At 69.5% G+C, this 19189-nt stretch carries 19 protein-coding genes; 13 read left to right on the top strand and 6 right to left on the bottom strand.

From position 1 onward, the window contains the following. The first annotated feature begins 92 nt into the window (after positions 1-92). The 6 genes from efp (at position 93) to mmcB (ending at position 5554) form a co-directional block, all read left to right on the top strand. Positions 93-659 (top strand): elongation factor P, encoded by a 567-nt coding sequence (gene efp / locus ACI8U3_RS04515; protein WP_415013675.1) that lies wholly within the window; start codon positions 93-95, stop codon positions 657-659. Positions 660-663: 4 nt separating this feature from the next. Next, positions 664-1470 carry an inositol monophosphatase family protein gene (locus ACI8U3_RS04510; RefSeq protein WP_415013674.1) on the top strand — a complete coding sequence of 269 codons (807 nt, stop codon included), beginning with the start codon at positions 664-666 and terminating at the stop codon, positions 1468-1470. A 132-nt stretch (positions 1471-1602) separates the two neighbouring features. Continuing rightward, on the top strand, positions 1603-2550 hold the full coding sequence (cysD, locus tag ACI8U3_RS04505) for a sulfate adenylyltransferase subunit CysD (protein ID WP_415013673.1): 948 nt from the start codon (positions 1603-1605) through the stop codon (positions 2548-2550). After that, the gene (gene cysN, locus ACI8U3_RS04500) at positions 2550-4484 is read left to right on the top strand and encodes a sulfate adenylyltransferase subunit CysN (protein ID WP_415013672.1); all 1935 of its coding nucleotides are present in this window, start codon (positions 2550-2552) and stop codon (positions 4482-4484) included. The genes cysD and cysN overlap by 1 nt, the downstream gene beginning before the upstream one ends. Before the next feature lie 59 nt (positions 4485-4543). Then, a complete protein-coding gene (locus tag ACI8U3_RS04495) occupies positions 4544-5068 on the top strand; it encodes a lipocalin family protein (RefSeq protein ID WP_415013671.1) in 525 nt (174 codons plus the stop codon). Positions 5069-5107: 39 nt separating this feature from the next. Then, complete coding sequence (gene mmcB / locus ACI8U3_RS04490; protein WP_415013670.1) at positions 5108-5554, top strand: DNA repair putative endonuclease MmcB; 447 nt, start codon at positions 5108-5110, stop codon at positions 5552-5554. A gap of 2 nt (positions 5555-5556) precedes the next feature. On the opposite strand, the gene ACI8U3_RS04485 is transcribed toward mmcB, so the two are convergent. Continuing rightward, the gene (locus tag ACI8U3_RS04485) at positions 5557-6360 is read right to left on the bottom strand and encodes a DUF3313 family protein (RefSeq protein ID WP_415013669.1); all 804 of its coding nucleotides are present in this window, start codon (positions 6358-6360) and stop codon (positions 5557-5559) included. A 145-nt stretch (positions 6361-6505) separates the two neighbouring features. On the opposite strand from ACI8U3_RS04485, the gene ACI8U3_RS04480 reads away from it, so the two are divergent. The 4 genes from ACI8U3_RS04480 to ACI8U3_RS04465 all read left to right on the top strand — a co-directional run bounded on the left by ACI8U3_RS04480 (position 6506) and on the right by ACI8U3_RS04465 (position 10751). Continuing rightward, positions 6506-7318 carry a response regulator transcription factor gene (locus ACI8U3_RS04480; RefSeq protein WP_415013668.1) on the top strand — a complete coding sequence of 271 codons (813 nt, stop codon included), beginning with the start codon at positions 6506-6508 and terminating at the stop codon, positions 7316-7318. A gap of 7 nt (positions 7319-7325) precedes the next feature. After that, on the top strand, positions 7326-8750 hold the full coding sequence (locus tag ACI8U3_RS04475) for a sensor histidine kinase (protein WP_415013667.1): 1425 nt from the start codon (positions 7326-7328) through the stop codon (positions 8748-8750). A gap of 31 nt (positions 8751-8781) precedes the next feature. After that, complete coding sequence (locus tag ACI8U3_RS04470; RefSeq protein WP_415013666.1) at positions 8782-10110, top strand: trypsin-like peptidase domain-containing protein; 1329 nt, start codon at positions 8782-8784, stop codon at positions 10108-10110. Between the two features lie 296 nt (positions 10111-10406). Then, positions 10407-10751, top strand: coding sequence for a DUF2794 domain-containing protein (locus tag ACI8U3_RS04465; protein WP_415013665.1), 345 nt, complete (start codon positions 10407-10409; stop codon positions 10749-10751). 132 nt (positions 10752-10883) lie between these two features. On the opposite strand, the gene ACI8U3_RS04460 is transcribed toward ACI8U3_RS04465, so the two are convergent. Next, positions 10884-11630 carry a Bax inhibitor-1/YccA family protein gene (locus tag ACI8U3_RS04460; protein ID WP_415013664.1) on the bottom strand — a complete coding sequence of 249 codons (747 nt, stop codon included), beginning with the start codon at positions 11628-11630 and terminating at the stop codon, positions 10884-10886. Between the two features lie 127 nt (positions 11631-11757). On the opposite strand from ACI8U3_RS04460, the gene thpR reads away from it, so the two are divergent. Both thpR and ACI8U3_RS04450 read left to right on the top strand, forming a co-directional pair. After that, complete coding sequence (thpR, locus tag ACI8U3_RS04455; protein WP_415013663.1) at positions 11758-12291, top strand: RNA 2',3'-cyclic phosphodiesterase; 534 nt, start codon at positions 11758-11760, stop codon at positions 12289-12291. After that, on the top strand, positions 12288-12824 hold the full coding sequence (locus ACI8U3_RS04450) for a GNAT family N-acetyltransferase (RefSeq protein WP_415013662.1): 537 nt from the start codon (positions 12288-12290) through the stop codon (positions 12822-12824). The genes thpR and ACI8U3_RS04450 overlap by 4 nt, the downstream gene beginning before the upstream one ends. 9 nt (positions 12825-12833) lie before the next feature. Here ACI8U3_RS04450 and ACI8U3_RS04445 read toward each other — a convergent pair whose 3' ends face one another. The 4 genes from ACI8U3_RS04445 to ACI8U3_RS04430 all read right to left on the bottom strand — a co-directional run bounded on the left by ACI8U3_RS04445 (position 12834) and on the right by ACI8U3_RS04430 (position 17727). Next, a complete protein-coding gene (locus tag ACI8U3_RS04445) occupies positions 12834-15665 on the bottom strand; it encodes a tetratricopeptide repeat protein (protein ID WP_415013661.1) in 2832 nt (943 codons plus the stop codon). A 64-nt stretch (positions 15666-15729) separates the two neighbouring features. After that, positions 15730-15942 carry a hypothetical protein gene (locus ACI8U3_RS04440; RefSeq protein ID WP_415013660.1) on the bottom strand — a complete coding sequence of 71 codons (213 nt, stop codon included), beginning with the start codon at positions 15940-15942 and terminating at the stop codon, positions 15730-15732. Positions 15943-15969: 27 nt separating this feature from the next. Further along, on the bottom strand, positions 15970-16407 hold the full coding sequence (locus ACI8U3_RS04435) for an SRPBCC family protein (protein ID WP_415013659.1): 438 nt from the start codon (positions 16405-16407) through the stop codon (positions 15970-15972). A 39-nt stretch (positions 16408-16446) separates the two neighbouring features. Further along, positions 16447-17727, bottom strand: coding sequence for an MFS transporter (locus ACI8U3_RS04430; protein ID WP_415013658.1), 1281 nt, complete (start codon positions 17725-17727; stop codon positions 16447-16449). Positions 17728-17803: 76 nt separating this feature from the next. Here ACI8U3_RS04430 and ACI8U3_RS04425 point away from each other — a divergent pair, with 76 nt between their 5' ends. Then, positions 17804-19138 carry an amidohydrolase gene (locus ACI8U3_RS04425; protein ID WP_415013657.1) on the top strand — a complete coding sequence of 445 codons (1335 nt, stop codon included), beginning with the start codon at positions 17804-17806 and terminating at the stop codon, positions 19136-19138. Positions 19139-19189: the final 51 nt, after the last annotated feature.

The raw sequence follows: 19189 nt of genomic DNA, 5'->3' as shown, positions 1-19189 counted from the left end.
CCATGTGCGCCGCTTGCCCTTTCAGCGCCGTCCCTGTAGGGGTCTCGTCCAAATTTCGCGCCCGCGCGCCACCCCGAACCCAGCGACATTCCATGAAGATCAACGGCAACACCATCAAGCCCGGCATGGTCCTGCAACACAACGGCGGCCTGTGGGTCGTGACCAAGGCCAGCCACGTCAAGCCGGGCAAGGGCGGCGCCTTCGCCAACGTCGAGGCCAAGAACCTCGAGACCGGCAACAAGCTGAACGAGCGCTTCCGTTCCGAGGACAAGGTCGAGCGCGTCACCCTGGAACAGCGGGACTACTCCTACCTGTTCGACAACGGCGACTCGCTGGTCTTCATGGACGACGAGAACTACGAGCAGATCGAACTGCAGAAGGACTGGGTCGGCGAGGACCGCATCGCCTATCTGCAGGAAGGCATGAAGGTGGTGATTGAATCCCATGAGGAGCGCCCCATCGGCCTGTCGCTGCCCGATCAGGTGGTGCTGGAAGTCGCCGAGACCGAGCCCACCGTGAAGGGCCAGACCGCCTCGTCCTCCTACAAGCCCGCCATCGCCAACAACGGCGTGCGCATCATGATCCCGCCGTACATGTCCGCCGGCGAAAAGATCGTGGTGGACACCACCACCGGCGAATACGTTCGCCGGGCCGACTGATCGCATGGCCCTCGCCTCAGCCCTCGTCTCGGTCATCATCGACGCGGTCCGCAAGACCGCGCGGCCCATGCTGCGCGACTTCGGCGAGGTGGCCGAGCTGCAGGTGTCCCGCAAGGGCCCCGCCGACTTCGTCACCGCCGCCGACACCAAGGCCGAACAGACCCTGCGCGAGCTGCTGAACAAGGCGCGGCCCGGCTACGGCTTCCTGGGCGAGGAAGGCGGCCTGATCGAGGGCACCGACAAGACCCACACCTGGATCGTCGACCCAATCGACGGCACCACCAATTTCACCCACGCCATCCCTCACTTCGCCATCAGCGTCGGGCTGGAGCGCAAGGCGCCGGACGGCTCGTCGGAAATCGTGGCGGGGGTCACCTACAATCCGGTGATGAACGATCTGTTCTGGGCGGAAAAGGGCAAGGGCGCCTACCTCAACGACAAACGCATCCGGGTGTCGGGCCGCAAGGACCTGAGCGCCTGCCTGTTCTCCACCGGCCTGCCGTTCCTGGGCAAGACCGGTCACGGCCAGTCCATCAAGGACATCCACGCCGTGGGCCAGCGCACCGCCGGCATCCGCCGCCTGGGCGCCGCCACCCTCGATCTGGCCTGGGTCGCGGCGGGCCGCTACGACGGCTTCTGGGAACGGGGCCTCCAGCCCTGGGACGTGGCCGTGGGCATGCTGCTGGTCACCGAGGCGGGCGGCACGGTCACCGCTGTGGACAACGACGTCGATCCCCGCTCCGGCAAGCAGATCGTCGCCGCCAACGGCGAGATTCACAGCCAGCTGCGCAAGATTCTTCAGGACGCCTGATCGCCTGAATGATGAGGCTTTGGCGCTTGCGCTAATGCCTGCGGGCAGAAAATATCGGTCCGCAAGAATGGTTCGGCGCGCTAAAGGCGGCATCCGTCCGCCTTCGCGGACGATGTGATTGTGATCACGCTGATGCAGCTCCGCCAGGAGGCGACCCTGACCCCCTCTGTCCCGCCAGTTCCCGACCTGACCCATCTGGACCGCCTGGAGGCCGAGAGCATCCACATCATCCGCGAGGTGGCGGTCGAGATCGAGCGGCCGGTCATGCTGTATTCCGTCGGCAAGGATTCGGCGGTCATGCTGCACCTGGCGCGCAAGGCCTTCTATCCGGCGCCGCCGCCGTTTCCGCTGCTGCACGTGGATACGACCTGGAAGTTCCGGGACATGTACGCCCTGCGCGACCGCATGGCGGCGGAGTCGGGCATGGAGCTGCTGGTCTTCAAGAACCCGGAGGCCGAGGCTCGCGGCATCAATCCGTTCGACCACGGCGCGACCCTGCACACCGACCTGTGGAAGACCGAGGGCCTGAAGATGGCCCTGGACAAGTACGGCTTCAACGCGGCCTTCGGCGGCGCCCGCCGGGACGAGGAAAAGAGCCGGGCCAAGGAGCGGGTGTTCTCGTTCCGCACCGCCGGCCACCGCTGGGACCCCAAGGCGCAGCGGCCCGAGCTCTGGAGCCTCTACAACACGCGCATGAACAAGGGGGAATCCATCCGGGTGTTTCCCATCTCCAACTGGACCGAGCTGGACGTGTGGCAATACATCATGCGCGAGGACATCCCCATCGTGCCGCTGTATTTCGCCGCCGAGCGTCCGGTGGTGGAGCGGGACGGTATCCTGATCATGGTGGATGACGACCGCATGCCGCTGCGTCCGGGCGAGACGCCCGAGATGGCCAAGGTCCGGTTCCGCACCCTGGGCTGTTACCCGCTGACGGGCGCCGTGCGCTCCGAGGCCTCGACCCTGGCGGAAGTGGTGCAGGAGATGCTGCTGACCACCACGTCCGAGCGTCAGGGGCGGGCCATCGACCACGACCAGTCCGCCTCCATGGAGAAGAAGAAGCAGGAGGGCTATTTCTGATGGCCCGCGACGAGACCACGCCCGGCGCCTACCGTCCCGACGAGCTGGCGGCGGAGGACATCGACGCCTTTCTGGCCGACCATGAGTCCAAGGGCCTGCTGCGCTTCATCACCTGCGGCTCGGTGGACGACGGCAAGTCCACGCTGATCGGTCGCCTACTCTATGATTCCCGCATGGTCTTCGACGACCAGATGGCGGCGCTGGAGGCGGATTCGAAGAAGGTGGGCACCCAGGGCGGCGCCCTGGACTTCGCCCTGCTGGTGGACGGGCTGGCCGCCGAGCGCGAACAGGGCATCACCATCGACGTGGCCTACCGCTTCTTCGCCACGGCCAAGCGGAAGTTCATCGTCGCCGATACGCCCGGCCACGAGCAGTACACCCGCAACATGGTCACCGGCGCCTCCACCGCCGATCTGGCGGTGGTTCTGATCGATGCGCGCAAGGGCGTGCTGACCCAGACCCGGCGGCACAGCTATCTGGTTTCGCTGCTGGGCATCCGGCACGTGGTGCTGGCGGTCAACAAGATGGATCTGGTGGGCTGGTCCCGCGAGGTCTTCGACGAGATCGTCGCCGATTATCGCGCCTTCGCCGCCGAACTGGGCATCCAGGACGTGCTGTGCGTCCCCATCTCGGGCCTGATGGGCGACAACATCACCGGCGCGAGCGCCCACACGCCCTGGTACGACGGGCCGTCCCTGATCGAGCATCTGGAGACGGTTGAAATGGACGACGAGCGGCTGGCCCGCCGGCCGTTCCGCATGCCGGTGCAATGGGTGAACCGTCCGGACCTGAATTTCCGGGGCTTCGCCGGTCAGATCGCCTCGGGCGTGGTGAACCCGGGCGATCCCGTGCGCATCCTGCCGTCGGGCCGCACCACCCACATCTCACGGATCGTCACCCTTGACGGCGACCTGAAACAGGCGACGGCGGGCCAGTCCGTCACCCTCACCCTGAACGACGAGGTGGATGTGTCGCGTGGCGACGTCATCGCCGCCGCCGATCAGCCCCCCGAGGTGGCCGACCAGTTCGAAACCACCCTCGTCTGGATGGCCGAGGACGAACTGCTGGCCGGGCGGTCCTACTGGCTCAAGATCGGCGCGCGCACCGTCTCGGCCCAGATCACCGAGATCAAGCACCGCGTCGACGTGAACACCCTTCAGGAGAGCGCGGCAAAGACCGTGGGTCTGAACGAGATCGCGGTCTGCAACCTGTCCCTGACCCAGCCGGTGGCCTTCGAGCCCTATGAGATCGACCGGGGTCTGGGCGGCTTCATCCTGATGGACCGCGTCACCAACGCCACCGTGGGCGCGGGCATGATCCGCTTCGCCCTGCGCCGGTCCCACAACATTCACTGGCAGGCGCTGGATGTGACGCGGGAATCCCGCGCCGCCGCCAAGGGCCAGAAGCCGGCGGTGGTCTGGTTCACCGGCCTGTCGGGGTCGGGCAAGTCCACCATCGCCAATCTGGTGGAGAAGCGTCTGCACGCCGAGGGCCGCCACGCCTGCATCCTCGACGGCGACAATGTGCGCCACGGCCTGAACCGCGACCTGGGCTTCACCGAGGCCGACCGGGTGGAGAACATCCGCCGCGTGGCCGAGGTGGCGCGCCTGATGACCGATGCGGGCCTGATCGTTCTGGTGTCCTTCATTTCCCCGTTCCGCGCGGAGCGCCGACTGGCCCGCGAGCGCATGGCCGACGGCGAGTTCATCGAGGTGTTCATCGACACGCCCCTGGCCGAGGTCGAGGCGCGCGATCCAAAAGGCCTGTACGCCAAGGCCCGGGCCGGCGAGCTCAAGAACTTCACCGGCATCGACAGCCCCTATGAGCCGCCCGAGAACGCTGACATCCGCATCGACACCACGGCCATGAGCCCGGAACAGGCCTGTGACGCGATCGTCGCGGCGCTGAGGGATGCGGGCCGGCTGGCGGGCTGAGGCAACCGAACCGGCCCCGGCGTCGTATATCCAGCATCGGAACGAGAGGGAGCCTGCCTATGAAGATCGCCACGGCCGCCGCCGCGCTCATCCTGGCGTCCAGCCTGATGCTGGCGCCGAAACCCGCCTCGGCCCAGGTCGAGGACCTGAATCTGGAGCGGTTCTCAGGCCGCTGGTACGAGATCGCCCGCAACCCGAACCGGTTTCAGCGGGACTGCACGCGTCTGTCGGTGGACTTCACGGCGCGCGATCCCGGCCGCTACCGGGTGGTTCACACCTGCACCCGCCGGTCGGACGGCGAGATCGAGACCCTGAACGCCAATGCGCGGGTCACGGACTCAAACGCCAAATTCCGCATGTCCCTGGCGGGCCTGCTGTCCTTCGGCGGTCTGGCCAGCCAGAGTTACTGGGTTTGGCATCGTTCGCCCGACTACAGCTGGGCGATCATGGGCCTGCCGGACAAGAGCCATTTCTGGATCTGGTCGCGGCGTGAGAACCCGTCGGCCGAGGTTCGCCGCGCGGCCTTGTCACGTGCCCGCGCCCTGGGCTTCGACACGTCCGAGGTGATCAGCACGCCGGGCTGACGCCTTGACGGGCGGAACACATGCGGAACATATGGCCGCATGCCCGCCGCCGCCGTCCATATCGAGCTGGTCTTCAGCCGCCCCGAAACCACCCAGTCCGTGACGCGCGGCGCCGCGCGGCTGATGGCGGACATGGGCTATGCGCCGCTGCTGGAGGTCTGCCTTCCCAACGGGCGCCGGGCCGATGTCATGGCGCTGGGCCCGCGCGGCGAGATCGCCATCTGCGAAGTGAAGTCGGGGGTCGAGGATTACCGGGTCGACCGCAAATGGCACGAATACGCACCCTTCTGCGACGCCTTCTATTTCGCGGTGGCGCCGGAGTTTCCGGATGGGATTCTGCCCGATGAGCCTGGGCTGATCGTGGCCGACGCATTCTTCGGCGCGGTGGTGCGCGAAGCGCGTGTTTCCCCCCTGGCCCCCGCGCGCCGCAAGGCTCTTACGCTGGCGTTCGCGCGATTGGGCGCCATGAGAAGCTTGAAGGATTAGCCCTAGCGCTCGTCCTGCGGGGCTTCGGGCTCATCTTCCTCCGCCTGGGCGCCGCTGAGTTCGGGCGTGTAGAGGCCCGTGACAAATCGGGCGGCGACGCCCTCGGGACGGAAGCGCGGGCCGAAGCGGGCGCAGGGGTCCGGATCGGCGATGGAGCGGACCTCGCGATCTTCAGGCGCGAAGGCGTCGCCCACCGCGTCGCCGAACGGCTCGGCCAGCTGCACCGCATCCCCCACCCGCGACAGGGAGGGATTGTCCGTCCCCACCGCCTGGGCGTCGCGGGACCACAGGATCACCGCCGCCTGGCCCTGATCGTTGGCCGCCAGCAGTTCCGCCTCTGCGGCCAGACCGCCCAGGGTGCCCGGCACGCGCAGGCCGATGGGGCCGGGAATGAAAAATCCGGAAGCCGCCGAGGCGGCGGAGGCCGCCCGGCCCGTCGGGGTGATCCGCGTCACCACCGCCCGCACGCGTCCCGCGTCCGGGGCGGCCTCGCCCAGCACGGTGAATCGCTCGCTCACCTCGTAACAGATCTGCCGATCCACCTCGCGCAGCACCAGACCCTGCTCCAGTTCGGTCAGCCCCTCGCCCGCGCCCGGCGCCAGAACGGCCGGTTCAATGAACAGGCGCTCGACGCCCGAAGCCAGGGCCTCGTCACGCCGCTCGCTGATGGCGGCGCGCACTGTATCCTCACGCGGGGTCAGGCCGTCGTAGCTGCTCAGCAGGCCCGAAGGCTCCACCGCCGTCGTGCCGCAGGCCGCCAGTCCCAGAGCGGCGCAGGCGGCCGCCGTCATTCCGTGAAGTCGCATCTTTCGTCACCCGGTCAGAAACCATCAGCGGCGATCAGCGCCGCGGCGCTCTAGCTACGGTTCAGACGCCAGGTGGTTGCATGGACGAACGCCGTTGTCATCCGGCCGCGCCGGTCTATCCTCACACCGAGGGCAAGGAGGGGTCATGACGCAATCCGAGATCACCGGAACCGATCCGTTCGCGGGTCTGCGAGAGATGTTTCAGGGCCGCCGGGCGTTGTTGCTCGAGGATGACCCCGCCTTGTCCGAGCATGTGGCCGACCGGCTGCTGAAGGCGGGGTTCAGCGCCGTCGACCGGGTCGAGGCGGGGGAACAGGCCCTGTCGCTGGCCGAGGGCGGCGGCTACGACGTGCTGATTCTTGACCGCATGACCGCCGGGCTGGACGGGCTGGAGACCCTGAAGCGCATCCGGGCCGGCGGCGGACCGTCGGCCGAGGCCCCGGCGCTGATGCTGACGGCGCTGGGCGGCGAGCACCAGAAGGTGGAGGGGCTGCTGTCCGGCGCGGACGACTATCTGGCCAAGCCGTTGGGCGACGAGGAATTGATCGCGCGGGTGGCGGCCCAGTTGCGGCGGGCCGGCAAGTCCGCGCCGGCGTCGAACGGCGGTGATCTCGTCAACGGACCGTTCCGCCTGTCGCCCGGCGCGCGCACCCTGACCTTCGCCATGACCGGCGTCGAGCCCCGCCAGATCGAGCTGTCGCCGCTGGAGTTCGGCATCGTCTGCGAACTGATGAGCGCCCGGGGCCAGCCGGTGACCAAGACCATGCTGTGGGACCGCTGCTGGGTGGAGTGGAAATTCCTGCCCGACAATTTCGTCAACATCATCGACGCCCGCATCTCGGCCCTGCGCAGGCGATTGAAAGAAGCGACGCCCGAGCTGGGCGACGGCCTGCACCCCCTGATCGTCTCGGCGCGCAGCCAGAGCCTGATTTTCCGGGATTTGGGCGGGGTCGGGTGAGGCGCGCTTGAGTCCGGCGCGCGCACTCTCGGGGCTGAGCCGGATTCTGGCCCGGCCCACGGCCACCCAGCTGACGGCGGCCCTGGCGATTCTGGCGGCTCTGGCCCTGACTGGTTCGCTGGCGGTGACAGGCCTGGCCGTGCAGACGGACCAGAGGCAGAAGGCGGCCCTGGCGGCGCTTCAGGACTACGCCGCCATGGCCGCCAAGCTGGGCGAGGACGAGAGCTTTTCGACCCAGACCCTGACTGACACCGACGCCGCCTGGCTGGCGGCCTGGCTGGAGGCGGTCCAGACCCGGCCCGGCGAGACCCGATCCCTTGAAGACGCCTGTGAAACCGGGCGCGGCGGCGCGGCGGTGCGTCTGATCGAGGCCCCGGGCGTGGAGCCGGCCGGACTGACCGCCTTGGCGACGGCGGACCGTGAGCGGCTGGAAGGGCTGGGGGAGGGCGTTCATCTGATCCGTCTGGAAGCCGGCCAGGTGTGCGCGGGCCGCGCCGTTGACGTGGTGGCGGTGCGTCAGTCCTACGGCGCCCTGACCCTCACCGTGGGGCGGCTGGTGGAGCGGCCGGGCGCGGCCTGGGGCTGGGCGGCCTTGGCGGTGCTGGGCGCCGGCTTGCTGATCCTGGTGTTCGGTGTGGCGGCGGCGGCGCTGGCGCGGCGGCGACTGACCACCGCCATGGCCCGTTTGAGCCAGACTCTCGACCGGGCGGCGGTGGGGGATTTCAAGGACCGGGCGCCCGAAACATCGGCCGCGCCGGAACTGACCGACCTGACCCGCCGGGTGAACCAGACCCTGGACCGGCTGGAAGAGCTGATGGGCTGGCTGCGGGACGCCTCGGACCAGCTGGCCCACGACTTCCGCACCCCTCTGGCCCGGGTCTCCACGCGGCTGGACCGTCTGGCGGAAACCGGGGATGAGGCGGAGCGCGAGCGTCTGACCGGTCTGGCCCGCGCCGACCTTGATCAGCTGACCCGGGCCATGGGCGAGGCCCTGTCGCTCAGGGACGGGGCGGCCTGGACTTTCGAGCAGGTGCGGCTGGATCAGCTGGCCGCGCAGGTGGTGGAGCTGTACGAACCCGTGGCCGAGGCGCGGGGCGTGGTGATCGAGGCCGCGCTGGAGCCGCTGGCGATTCTCGGCGTGCGCACCTTGCTGCAGCGGGCCATGACCAATCTGGTGGACAACGCGGTCAAATATGCGCCTGACAATACGGTGGTGCGCATTCAGGTGGCGCAGGAAGGCGGCCACGCGGTGTTCCGGGTGGCGGACGCCGGACCCGGCTTCGACGCCGCCCCCGTGGAAGGCGATGCGGCCCCGGAAAGCCACGGCATGGGCCTGCCCTTCGTGCGGGCTGTGGTGCGCCGGCACGGCGGCGAACTGACCATTGATGACGCCGCACCGGGAGCAGTCGTCACGGCGCGATTCAAGAGCTAGGCTGTGGTTGTTTTTCCAAGGGGGCCTCTACGTGATCCGCAACATTATCGCTGTCCGCAAATCGGCCCTGACCGCCATGAGCCTGGGACTGATGGTCCTGGCCACGCCCGCCCTGACGCAGACGCCGCCCGAGCTGCCCTATGACGCCGAGCGCGGGGTCTTCACCTTCGCCGCCGGGATCGAGCCCAGTCTGCCGGCGGTGGTGGCCATCACCACTCTCGGCGCAGGCGGCGGTCCTTCGCGCGGCGACGACGGACCCAAGGAGATTTCAGGCGGATCGGGGGTCATCATCGACGCGGTCGGCGGGGTGATCATCACCAATCACCATGTGATCGAGAACGGCACCGCCTTCCGGGTCGACCTGCTGGACGGCCGCTCATACCGGGCGGAACTGCTGGGCGCCGACCGGGCCACGGACATCGCCGTGCTGCGGATCGAGGCGCCGGACCTGACCCAGGTTCAGGTGGCCCAGGCCGGCACCCTGCGCAGCGGCGATCTGGCCTTCGCGGTGGGCTATCCGCTGGGTCTGGACCAGACCTTGACCATGGGCGTGATCTCGGGACTGGGCCGTTCGGGCCTGGGCGACGCTGTGGAGGACTATATCCAGACCGACGCGGCGGTGAACTCGGGCAACTCGGGCGGGCCGCTGCTGGACAGCCGGGGCCGGCTGATCGGCATCAACACCGCGATCCTGTCGGGCGGCATGGGCGGCGGCAATGACGGCATCGCCTTCGCCGTGCCCATCAATATCATGCGCTTCGTCACCGACCAGATTCTGGCCACCGGCGAGGTTGTGCGCGGCGAGACCGGCGCCACCGTGTCGTCCCTGACGCCCCGCCGGGCCGAGGAGATGGGGCTGGAGATCGGGCGCGGCGCCGTGGTCGAGGACGTGGTTCCCGGCTCGCCCGCGGACCGCGCGGGCCTGCGTCGCGGCGACATCATCACCGGGCTGGAGGACCGCACCGTCTCCAACGGCGGCACCGTCCAGGCCATGACCGGCATCGCCCCGCCCGGAACTTCGCTGGAGGCGACCTATATTCGCAACGGCCAGTCGGCCACGACGACCATGACGGTTCAGCGCCCCAACGGCCCCCTGATCGCCCTTGGCGGTTCTGGCCTGTCGGCCCACGGCGCACGGTTCGCGGACAGCGAAGGCGGCGTGATCGTGCGGTCGGTGGAAGCCGGCTCCCCGGCGGCCCAGGCCGGGCTGACGGCTGGGGATGTGGTCACGCGCGCTGGAAACACGACGGTGCGGGCTGTGGCGGATCTGGAACGGGCCCTGTCCGGCGCCCGGCGCGAGATTGCGGTGACGGTGACGCGGGGCGAAGAGACGGCGACGGCGGTCCTGCCGCCTGCCTGATCCCAAACGCAAAACGCCCGCGCGACCGGGAGGGGGGAGGTGTCGCGCGGGCGTCTCGCTTGGAGGTTTGTCGGCCCGTCGAGGCCCCATGAAATCCAGGGGGGCTGGGGGGGCTGTTCAGGATCCGGGATCTCCGGCGACCCCGACTGGCCGACACTGCCTATTTGGTGCGCCAAACGGGCGGGCAAAGGACCGAAACAGGGCCTTTTCGTGTTCGCGTTATTTTTCTTCAGGGGCCGGTCAAATCCCCGTTCCCGGCGCTGGCGCGAACGACCATTCGCGATAAGCTGGCAGGGATGAGCGCAGACGCTTCAGACAGTCCCGCAAGCCACGCCCCGGCCGGTCCGGTCTTCTTCGATCGCCGCGAACTGGACGCCATGCTCCGGGTCTATGGGCGCATGGTGGCGGCGGGTGAATGGCGGGACTACGCCATGGCCCCCGGCAAGGACGCCGCCGAGTTCGCCGTGTTCCGCCGCGCCGGCGACGCTCCCGCCTACCGCATCGAGAAACGCCCGGCCCTGGCCCGCCGTCAGGGCGCCTGGGCGGTGATGAATCAGAGCGGCATGATCCTGAAGCGGGGCCGTGACCTGGCCCAGGTGCTGCGCGTCTTCGACGCCCGCCGCTTCCAGGTTGTGGAATAGAAAAGGCCCCGGATCGCTCCGGGGCCTTTCTTGGTTGGCCTACCGCGCCTTGCGCTGCTTGAGGCCGTTTTAGCGCACTGCGCTCAAGCAGCGAGCGTCCGCGACGCGAGCGTTAGCGCACTAAAAAACCCCCTATTCACGCCCGCCCATGAAGGCCAGCAGGAACTGGAATAGGTTCACGAAATTGATGAACAGGCTCAGGGCGCCGAAGCCGGTGGCCACGCCCATGGCCTGCTGGTCGCCGCCCAGGGCGTAGTAGGTCATCTTCAGGCGCTGGGTGTCGTAGGCGATCAGGCCCGAGAAGATCAGCACGCCGATGGCGTTGATGGCGAAGTACAGGATCGGGCTGGCCAGGAAGATGTTGACCACCATGGCGATCACCAGACCGATCACGCCCATGATGAGGAAGGTGCCCCATCCGGACATGTCCTTCTTGGTGGTGTAGCCCCACAGACTGAGCGCGCCGAAGGCGGCCGCCGTCACGAAGAAGGTCGAGGCGATGGAGCCGCCCGTATAGATCAGGAAGATCACGCCCAGACCGGCGCCGATGGTGGCGACCACGGCCCAGTACAGCAGGTTCACCCCGCCCGCCGTCGGGTTCTTCATGAAGAACATGGAGCCGAACAGCAGCACCAGCGGCGAGAACTGGACGATCATGCCCAGCATGGTCAGGCCCACGCCGCCGTCAGCCGTCTGGGCGAACAGCAGTTGCGTCACCGCCGGCACATTGCCGGTGACCCAGGCCAGGGCGCCGGCGACGGCCAGGCCCAGGGCCAGCTTGTTATAGACGCCCAGCATGAAGGCGCGCAGGCCGGCGTCCACCGCCATGTCCGCGCGGGCCGGAGCCTGGGCCGGATAACCTCGGTTGAAGTCGTTCATCGCGCTCTCTCTATCTCCCGTGGCCGGACGCTACGCCCGACGCTTTCGGTGAATATCGGAATCCTGACCGCCTGACGCAAGCAAAACCGGTCTATCGACGTCGGCGCCATGGCGTTAGTGATCGGACATGATCCGTCTGTTCGCCGCCGTCGCCGTCCCGCTCGACATCGCCGAAGCGCTGCAGCGGCGCCAGCGCGGCCTGCCTGGCGCCCGCTGGCGACCGCCCGAGGCCCTGCATATCACTCTCGCCTTCTACGGCGCGGTGGAGGAGCCCCGCGCCGACGACCTCGCCGCCGAACTGACAAGGGCCCGCGTCGATCCGTTCGACCTGACCCTCGACGGCGTCGGGGCCTTCGGCGACGACCACCGGACTCGCGCCCTGTGGGCCGGCGTGGCTGAGTCCGAGCCGCTGAACATCCTGGCCGGGCGCTGCAAGGCCGCAGGCAAGCGGGCGGGCGTCCCCATAGAATCCCGTGACTATCGGCCGCACGTCACCCTGGCCTATCTGAGGGGCGCCGAGGACGACCGGGTCGGGGCCTGGATGACCGGCCACAACATGCTGCAATCGCCGCCGTTCCGGGTGGACCGGTTCGGGCTGTATTCCAGCATCCTGACCGACGATGGATCCCACTACGCGCTGGAACGGGAGTACCCGCTGTGACCGACCTGACGATCGAAACCGAGCGGCTGATCCTGCGTCCCATCCAGATGGAGGACTTTCCTCGCTGGGCGGAGTTCATGGCCGATGCAGAGAGCGCGCGGTTCCTCGGCGGCGCCCAGACGCCGGCCGCCGCATGGCGCGGCTTCATGGTCATGGCGGGCGCCTGGCATATGACCGGCGAGTCCATGCTCTCGGTGATCGAGAAGTCCAGCGGGCAGTGGGTTGGGCGGCTCGGCCCGTGGGCGCCGCTGGACTGGCCGGGCACGGAGGTGGGCTGGGGCCTGCACCGGGACGCCTGGGGCAAGGGTTATGCGGTGGAAGGGGCGGCGGCCGCCATGGACTACGCCTTCGACGTGCTGGGCTGGGACGACGTCATCCACTCCATCGCCCCCGAAAACCGCCCCTCGCAGAAGGTGGCCGAACGGCTGGGCTCCACCAATCGCGGGCCGGGGCGCCTGCCGCCGCCGCTGGACGGTCTTGTGGTCGATCTCTGGGGCCAGACGCGGGCGCAATGGAAGGCGAGGGGGCGCTGAGCCCTGTGTTTACGCGGCGTCGGTTCGCTCGCGGAAATTCTGTTTCATGGTGTTCACCCAGCCGGTGAAGGTGTCGGTGCGCGCCGCCATGCCCGCGAAGTCCGACGCGTCCTGGCCAGAGGCGGAGCCCGCCAGGGCGATGCGCAGGGCGCCGGCCGACCGCGCCGCCTCCACGAAGCCGCCGTAACGCTCGGACAGGCGAGCCAGCGGCGCGGCCTGACGCGAAAGGCTGTAGCCCACGCCCGCGCGGATCAGGCGCGTCTCTTCCGCCGCCGTCAGGGGGGCGCCCGTTTCCTGCCAGCGGTCGCCAAGCAGACCCTCGTACAGGGTCGCCGCCTCACCGTATTCCAGCCGCCGCCAATGCAGGTCCGCCCTCACCTCGCGGGCGGCGGCGCTCTGGTCCGAGCCGATGATTTCCAGGGCGTGGTCGAAGCGGCCCAGCTCCATCAAGGCGCGCGCCTCCATGGCCCGCCGCTCCGCGTTCAGGGCGTTGGGCAACAGGGTCGTACGGGTGGCCCAGATGGCGCGCAGGGCCTGTTCTGGCTGGCGGTTCATCAGATAGACCGCGGCCAGGTCGGTGGCGATCTGGGCCTGGGCCACGCCATCAAGTCTGTTGTCCACCTGATGCTGCAGCAGTTCGGCGGCCGGGCCCAGCAGGTCCACGTCGATCAGGCGGCGGGCCAGACGGCGCACCATGTCGTCGCCCTCGGCGCCGACGGGGGTCAGCTCCCGGAAGTCATAGAACAGGGCCAGGGCCTGGACGGGCTGCAGGCCGTCGGCGGCGCCCTCCAGAAACAGGCTGCGGAAGGCTTGGGACAGATCCTGTTGCAGCTCCGCCGACTGGGGCAGCCGTGAGAAACGGGTTCCTGCGCCGCGCAAGGCGTTCAGCGCTTCGCGATAGCGCCCCTGAGACAGATAGATTTCGCCCAAACTGCGGATCACCGCCAGCTCGGTGGCGTCACCGCGCCAGCGCCAGCGGAGCGGCTCCAGCTGCGCGACTGCCTGTTGCGGGGTGAGGGCGCCGGAGGCCATCTCCAGCCGCACCGCCGCCAGCTTCGCGGGCGTCGCCACGCCGTCCAGCGGTGCGCGCCCCACGGCCCGGTAAACCGCCAGGGCGCGATCGGTCTGGCCGTCCAGCTCAAACAGGCGGGCCTGCACCAGACGCGCGGCCAGCTGATCGGGCGCGGGAACGTCCTGGCTGAACACATAGGCCAGCAGCGACCGGGCGGCGGGCAGGTCGCCGGTCTCCAGCGCCGCCAGGGCGTGGGCCGTGCCGAAGCGGGCGCGCCAGACGGGCGGGAACTGGTCGATGGCCCGCGCGCCCCGGGCGAAGGCTTGCCGCGCCGCCGCCCAGTCGGATTGCTCCACGGCGATATAGCCGCGCCACACATCGGCGGACGGATCGCCGGTCAGGGCCGAGCCGGTGAAATCGGCCAGGGCCTCGGTCTGGCGGCCGATGGCGGCGCGCGACGCGCCGCGCAGGCCGCGCACCTCGGGCTCGCCGGCCATGGCGGGCACGTCGGCCACGAGGGCGTTCAAGGCGCCGATGGCTTCGTAGTACAGGCCCGACCCGGCCAGGAACCGGGCGAAGGCCAGCCGCGCCTCCACCGGGGCGCGGGGCGAGTCCTCGGCGTCGGTCGCTTCCTGGGCGGCGGCGTTCTGAAGCTGGCGACGGCGGGCGGCGAAATCGGCCTCTCCGGTGTCGCCCCATTGGGACAGGATTAGCGCGGGATAGGCGGCGCGGCGCGGGGCGCCCATGGCGGCCTGGGCCTGCTCCAGCGCGTCGGTCGGCGGGGACAGGCTGAGGCCAGAGGGCCGGGTGATGCGGACCAGATCGCCCTGAACCGACACATCCAGATCGTCGGCGGCGGTTTCGACCCCCAGGCCCTGGGCGGTGGGCAGCAGGGTCAGGTCCACCAGACGGCGGCGCGAGCCCATGCCCTTGCTGGGCGCCAGGGCGGTCACGGCGGCGAAGCGGTCGCCCACCAGCGGATCGGTCAGCCAGATGGCGCGGCGGGCGCCGGCCAGCTCGGCCACCAGGGCGGTGGGGCCGTTGTCCGCATCGCGGTTCAGCAGCACGCCGGTGTGGCCGCCGCTGGGCCCGCCCACATTGATGGTCCAGGCGGCGCCGGTGCTGTCGGCGCTGACGGCCAGACCCTCGGGCGCGGCGATGCGGGCCACTACATAGTCCGGCCCGGCGGCCCAGCGGACGCCCGCAGCCGGGCCCAGATCACGGGCGGTCTGATCCAGATCCAGCCGGGCGGCGGCGTCGAACACGATCCACACGGCCTCGCCGCGCCGGAACACGGCCGCGCCCACGGGGGCGGCCCACTGGAAGGTCAGGGACAGGCGCTCGGCGCTGGTCTGGACGGCGACCGGCACGACGCCCGAGGCGGGCACGGCGGGAGACGACGCGGCGGCGGGGCCCTGTCCCGGGGCGTAGAGATTCACATAGGCGGCGCCGTCGGCGCGGCCGGTGACGGCCTGGGCGCCCTCGACCAGATGGATCACCACCTCGGTTCCGCCGTCGACGGCGCGGGTCTCGACCCGCTCCACGCCGGCCGGGGGATCGACCCGCAGACGGGCCACGTCGGGCGCGGCGGTGGAGCCCACGCGGATGATCACCGCGCGGCCCTCGCGGCGGATGCGGGCGCGCGACCCGATGACCCCGGCGAACTCGACGCGGGTGAAGCCGTCGTTGGCGCCGATGCGCACGGCGACAGGCTCCAGGGCCGCGTCCTGGGCGATGCCGGGCGTGATAGGGGCGAGCGCCATCGTCCCCGCGGCCGTCAGGGCCACGGTGGTCTTCAGCAATCCCTTGCGCGCGGCCTGTCCCGACATGGGCGGAAAATGGCCCGCAAGCCCTTTAATCGCGGTTAACGGATGGTGACCGCCCGGCCCGCGCTCAGGTCTTCGTTTCGGGGGTCAGATCCGGCCAGTCGGCCATGGTGCCGGTGCTCTTGGGCGGATTTTCCGAGCCGGTGAACACCCCCTGGAAGCGGGCGCCGGGCTTGAGGAAGATGATCACGTCCTCGAACTCGTACAGAGCCACCCGCTCCGAGCTGTTGGACAGGCGCACGGCCATGTTGGAGATCGGGGTGTCCAGGTCATCGGCCATGAGATCGTCCTTCAGGGGTCAGGGGAGTCAGGATTCGCGCGCCACGGCCTGGTCGCGCAGGGCCTCGTTCATGGCCTCACAGGCGCGGCGCAGGGCCCGGCGATGCTTCATGAAAAAGCTTTCGCCGCGCATCCCGCCGTAGATCTCGCCATTTGTGACGATGCAGCTGCCGCGCGCGATCTCCTCGATCAGCACATAGCGGGTCGAAGTGAACTGCCAGCCGCGCCGCTCGCCCCAGACCAGCTTGGCGTAGGGGGCCCAGTCGCCCAAACGGGCCTGCACCTGACGCTCGCCCACGCCCTCGACGCGCTCGATGAGGGTCAGCGGGGCGTTGATGCCCAGAGACCCTTGAGCCTCCACGAACACCGGGTTCCAGTGGGCCCAGCGCTCAAGGTCCGCCAGCACCTCCCACAGGGCGTCGGAGGTGGCGGGCACGCCGATCTTGTTCTCGACACGAAAATCCATGGGCGGGCTTTTACAGCATCATGGGGCGGGAGGAAGGCGTCACGACAGGTTCTGCTTGCCCTCGGGGCCGGGCTGGGAGGCCGGGCTTTCCATGGTGCGGCGCCCGCGACCGGACGGGGCGGCCTTTAGCGGGCCGCTGGCGAAGCACAGGATCAGGGCGGCGGCCAGCAGCACGGCGTTGCCGATGAACGGCCCCGGCTCGGCCAGTTCGTAAAGCGCCACGCCGATCACCGGCGGGGCCAGGAAGCTGAGACCGGCCAGCGACATCATCAGCCCGGCGATGGCGCCCTGTTCGTGGGGCTCCACCGCCAGCGACGATCCGGCGGTGTAGCCGGGACGGGCGAAGCCGGCGCCCATGGACACCACCGCATAGCCTACCACCACGCCGAAGAAGCCCGGCGCCGCGATACTCATCAGATTGCCGACCAGCGCCATGCCCGCGCCCCAGCGCATCAGCTCGCGCGGCTGCATCTTGAGCAGCGGGATCAGGCCCCACTGCACCATCAGGGTGGCGGCGGCCCCGGACAGCATGGCCACGCCGATGAAGGACTGGGCCTCGCGCCCCGGCAGTCCCATCTCGTCGATGACGTGAAAGCCCAGCACGGCGATGTTCACCGCCTGGGCGCCCGTGACCAGGATGCCGTAGATCAGGAAGTCCCGCACGCGCGGATCCTTCCAGAGACCCTTGCCTGTGGGATCGCCGGGCTTGACCGGATGACGGACCACGTCGCCGCTGGGCAGGCGTTTCCACAGCAGGATCAGCACCACCAGACCCATGAAGGCGAAGGCGTACATGGGACCGGCCAGACCCACGAAGGGCAGGACGAAGAAGGGCGCCAGGGCCGGGCCGATGACGGTGCCGAGGCCTTGCGCTGACGCCAGCATGGACATGGCGCGGGTGCGGGCCCGGCGACTGGTGCGGTCCGCCACATAGGCCTGGGCCGCGATGGGGGCGGCGGAGCCCAGCAGGCCGTACACCGCCCGCGCGATCGCCATGAGCACAAAGGCGACCGGGGCCGACAGCCAGTGCACCAGCCCCAGAGTGGCCGCGACGCCGAAGCCCAGCATGGAGACGATGAACCCGGTCAGGCCGATCATCATCACCCGCTTGCGCCCCCACCGGTCCGACAGGCGCGCCCAGTAGGGTGAGGCCACGGTCCACAGCAGGGCCGACAGGGCGAAGGCGAAGGCCACCAGCGTATCGGCCAGACCGAACTCACGCCCGATGGCGGGCAGCACGGACTGCAGCGCCATATTGCCGGCGCCCGCCGTCAGGGTGACCGCGAACAGCAGACCGAAGGCTTCCGATTTCAGCTTCATGGGCGATGCTCCGGCCGGGGTTGCGCCACCCGACCGGCCGCGCCCATGATCGCCCGGCTGAACAGGAGGGTCGGGTATGCGCGGACGTAACGGATCATGGGCTGTCGGAATGCTGGCGGGGGCGGCGCTGGGCGCCCTGTCGCTTCCTGCCTACGCCCAGTCGCCGATTTCCGCCAGTCAGGTGCGCGAACAGGCTGACGCGATCCAGCCGCAGGTGGTGCAATGGCGCCGGCATCTGCACGCCAATCCAGAGCTGGGTTTCGCCGAGCACGACACGGCTGAGTACGTCGCCGAGCACCTGCGCGGCCTTGGGCTGGAGGTGCGCACGGGGGTGGCGGCCACCGGGGTGATCGCCATCCTGCGCGGCGGCGCCGGCGACGGGCCAGTGGTGGCGCTGCGGGCCGACATGGACGCCCTGCCGGTGCGCGAGGCCACGGGGCTGGCCTTCGCCTCGACCGCCACGGGGGAGTATCAGGGCGCCACCGTGCCGGTGGCCCACGCCTGCGGCCACGACGCGCACATGGCCATGCTGATGGGCGCCGCCCAGATCCTGGCCGACATGAAGGATCAGCTGGCCGGAACCATCGTCTTCGTGTTCCAGCCCGCCGAGGAAGGCGCCCCTCCGGGCGAACCCATGGGCGGCGCCGCGCGCATCCTGGCCGAGGGCGGTCTGGATGACCCCCGGCCCCAGGCCATCTTCGGCCTGCACGTGACACCGGGCGAGGCGGGAACTCTGCGCTATCGGCCCCGGGGCTTCATGGCGGCGTCGGACCGGGTGGACATCACTCTGACCGGCGTCCAGACCCACGGCGCCTGGCCGTGGCGCGGCGTGGACGTGATCGCCGCATCGGCGGGCATCATCAACACCATCAACACCCTGACCGCCCGCACGGTGGACCCGACCACCACACCGACGGTGTTCACCATCGCCACCATGAACGCTGGGGTCCGCTACAACATCATCCCCGACACCGCGTCCATGAGCGGCACCCTGCGCACCTTCGATGTGGCCCAGCGCGATGATCTGGTGGAGCGCGCGACGGCGGCGGTGGAGCACGTGGCCCACGCCCACGGGGCCGAGGCGGAAATGACCGTGTTCCAGAACGCGGCGCTGGTGTTCAACGACCCGGACCTGTCCGCCTGGCTGGCGCCCGTTCTGGAGGAGGTGGTCGGCGCCGAGGACCTGAACGCCGCCACGCCCCCGACCACCATCGCCGAGGATTTCTCGTATTACCAAGAGCAGATTCCGGGCGTGTTCTATCACCTGGGCGCCACCCCCGAGGGTGTCGACCCGGACGACTCGCCGCCGAACCACTCGCCCCTGTTCGACGTGAATGAGGCGGTGCTGCCCATCGGCGTGACCACCCATGTGATGAGCGCGGTGCGGTTTCTGGAGCGGGGCGGGGAGTAGGCCGACTTCCAATCCGGCGGCCGGCGTCATAACGTCCCCGTGATCTCCGGG

Origin of the sequence: Brevundimonas sp., from assembly GCF_047617075.1 — a bacterium.
Classification (GTDB): domain Bacteria; phylum Pseudomonadota; class Alphaproteobacteria; order Caulobacterales; family Caulobacteraceae; genus Brevundimonas.
Note: the sequence above shows the minus strand (reverse complement) of the source record. Positions and strands in the feature narration are given on the sequence as shown.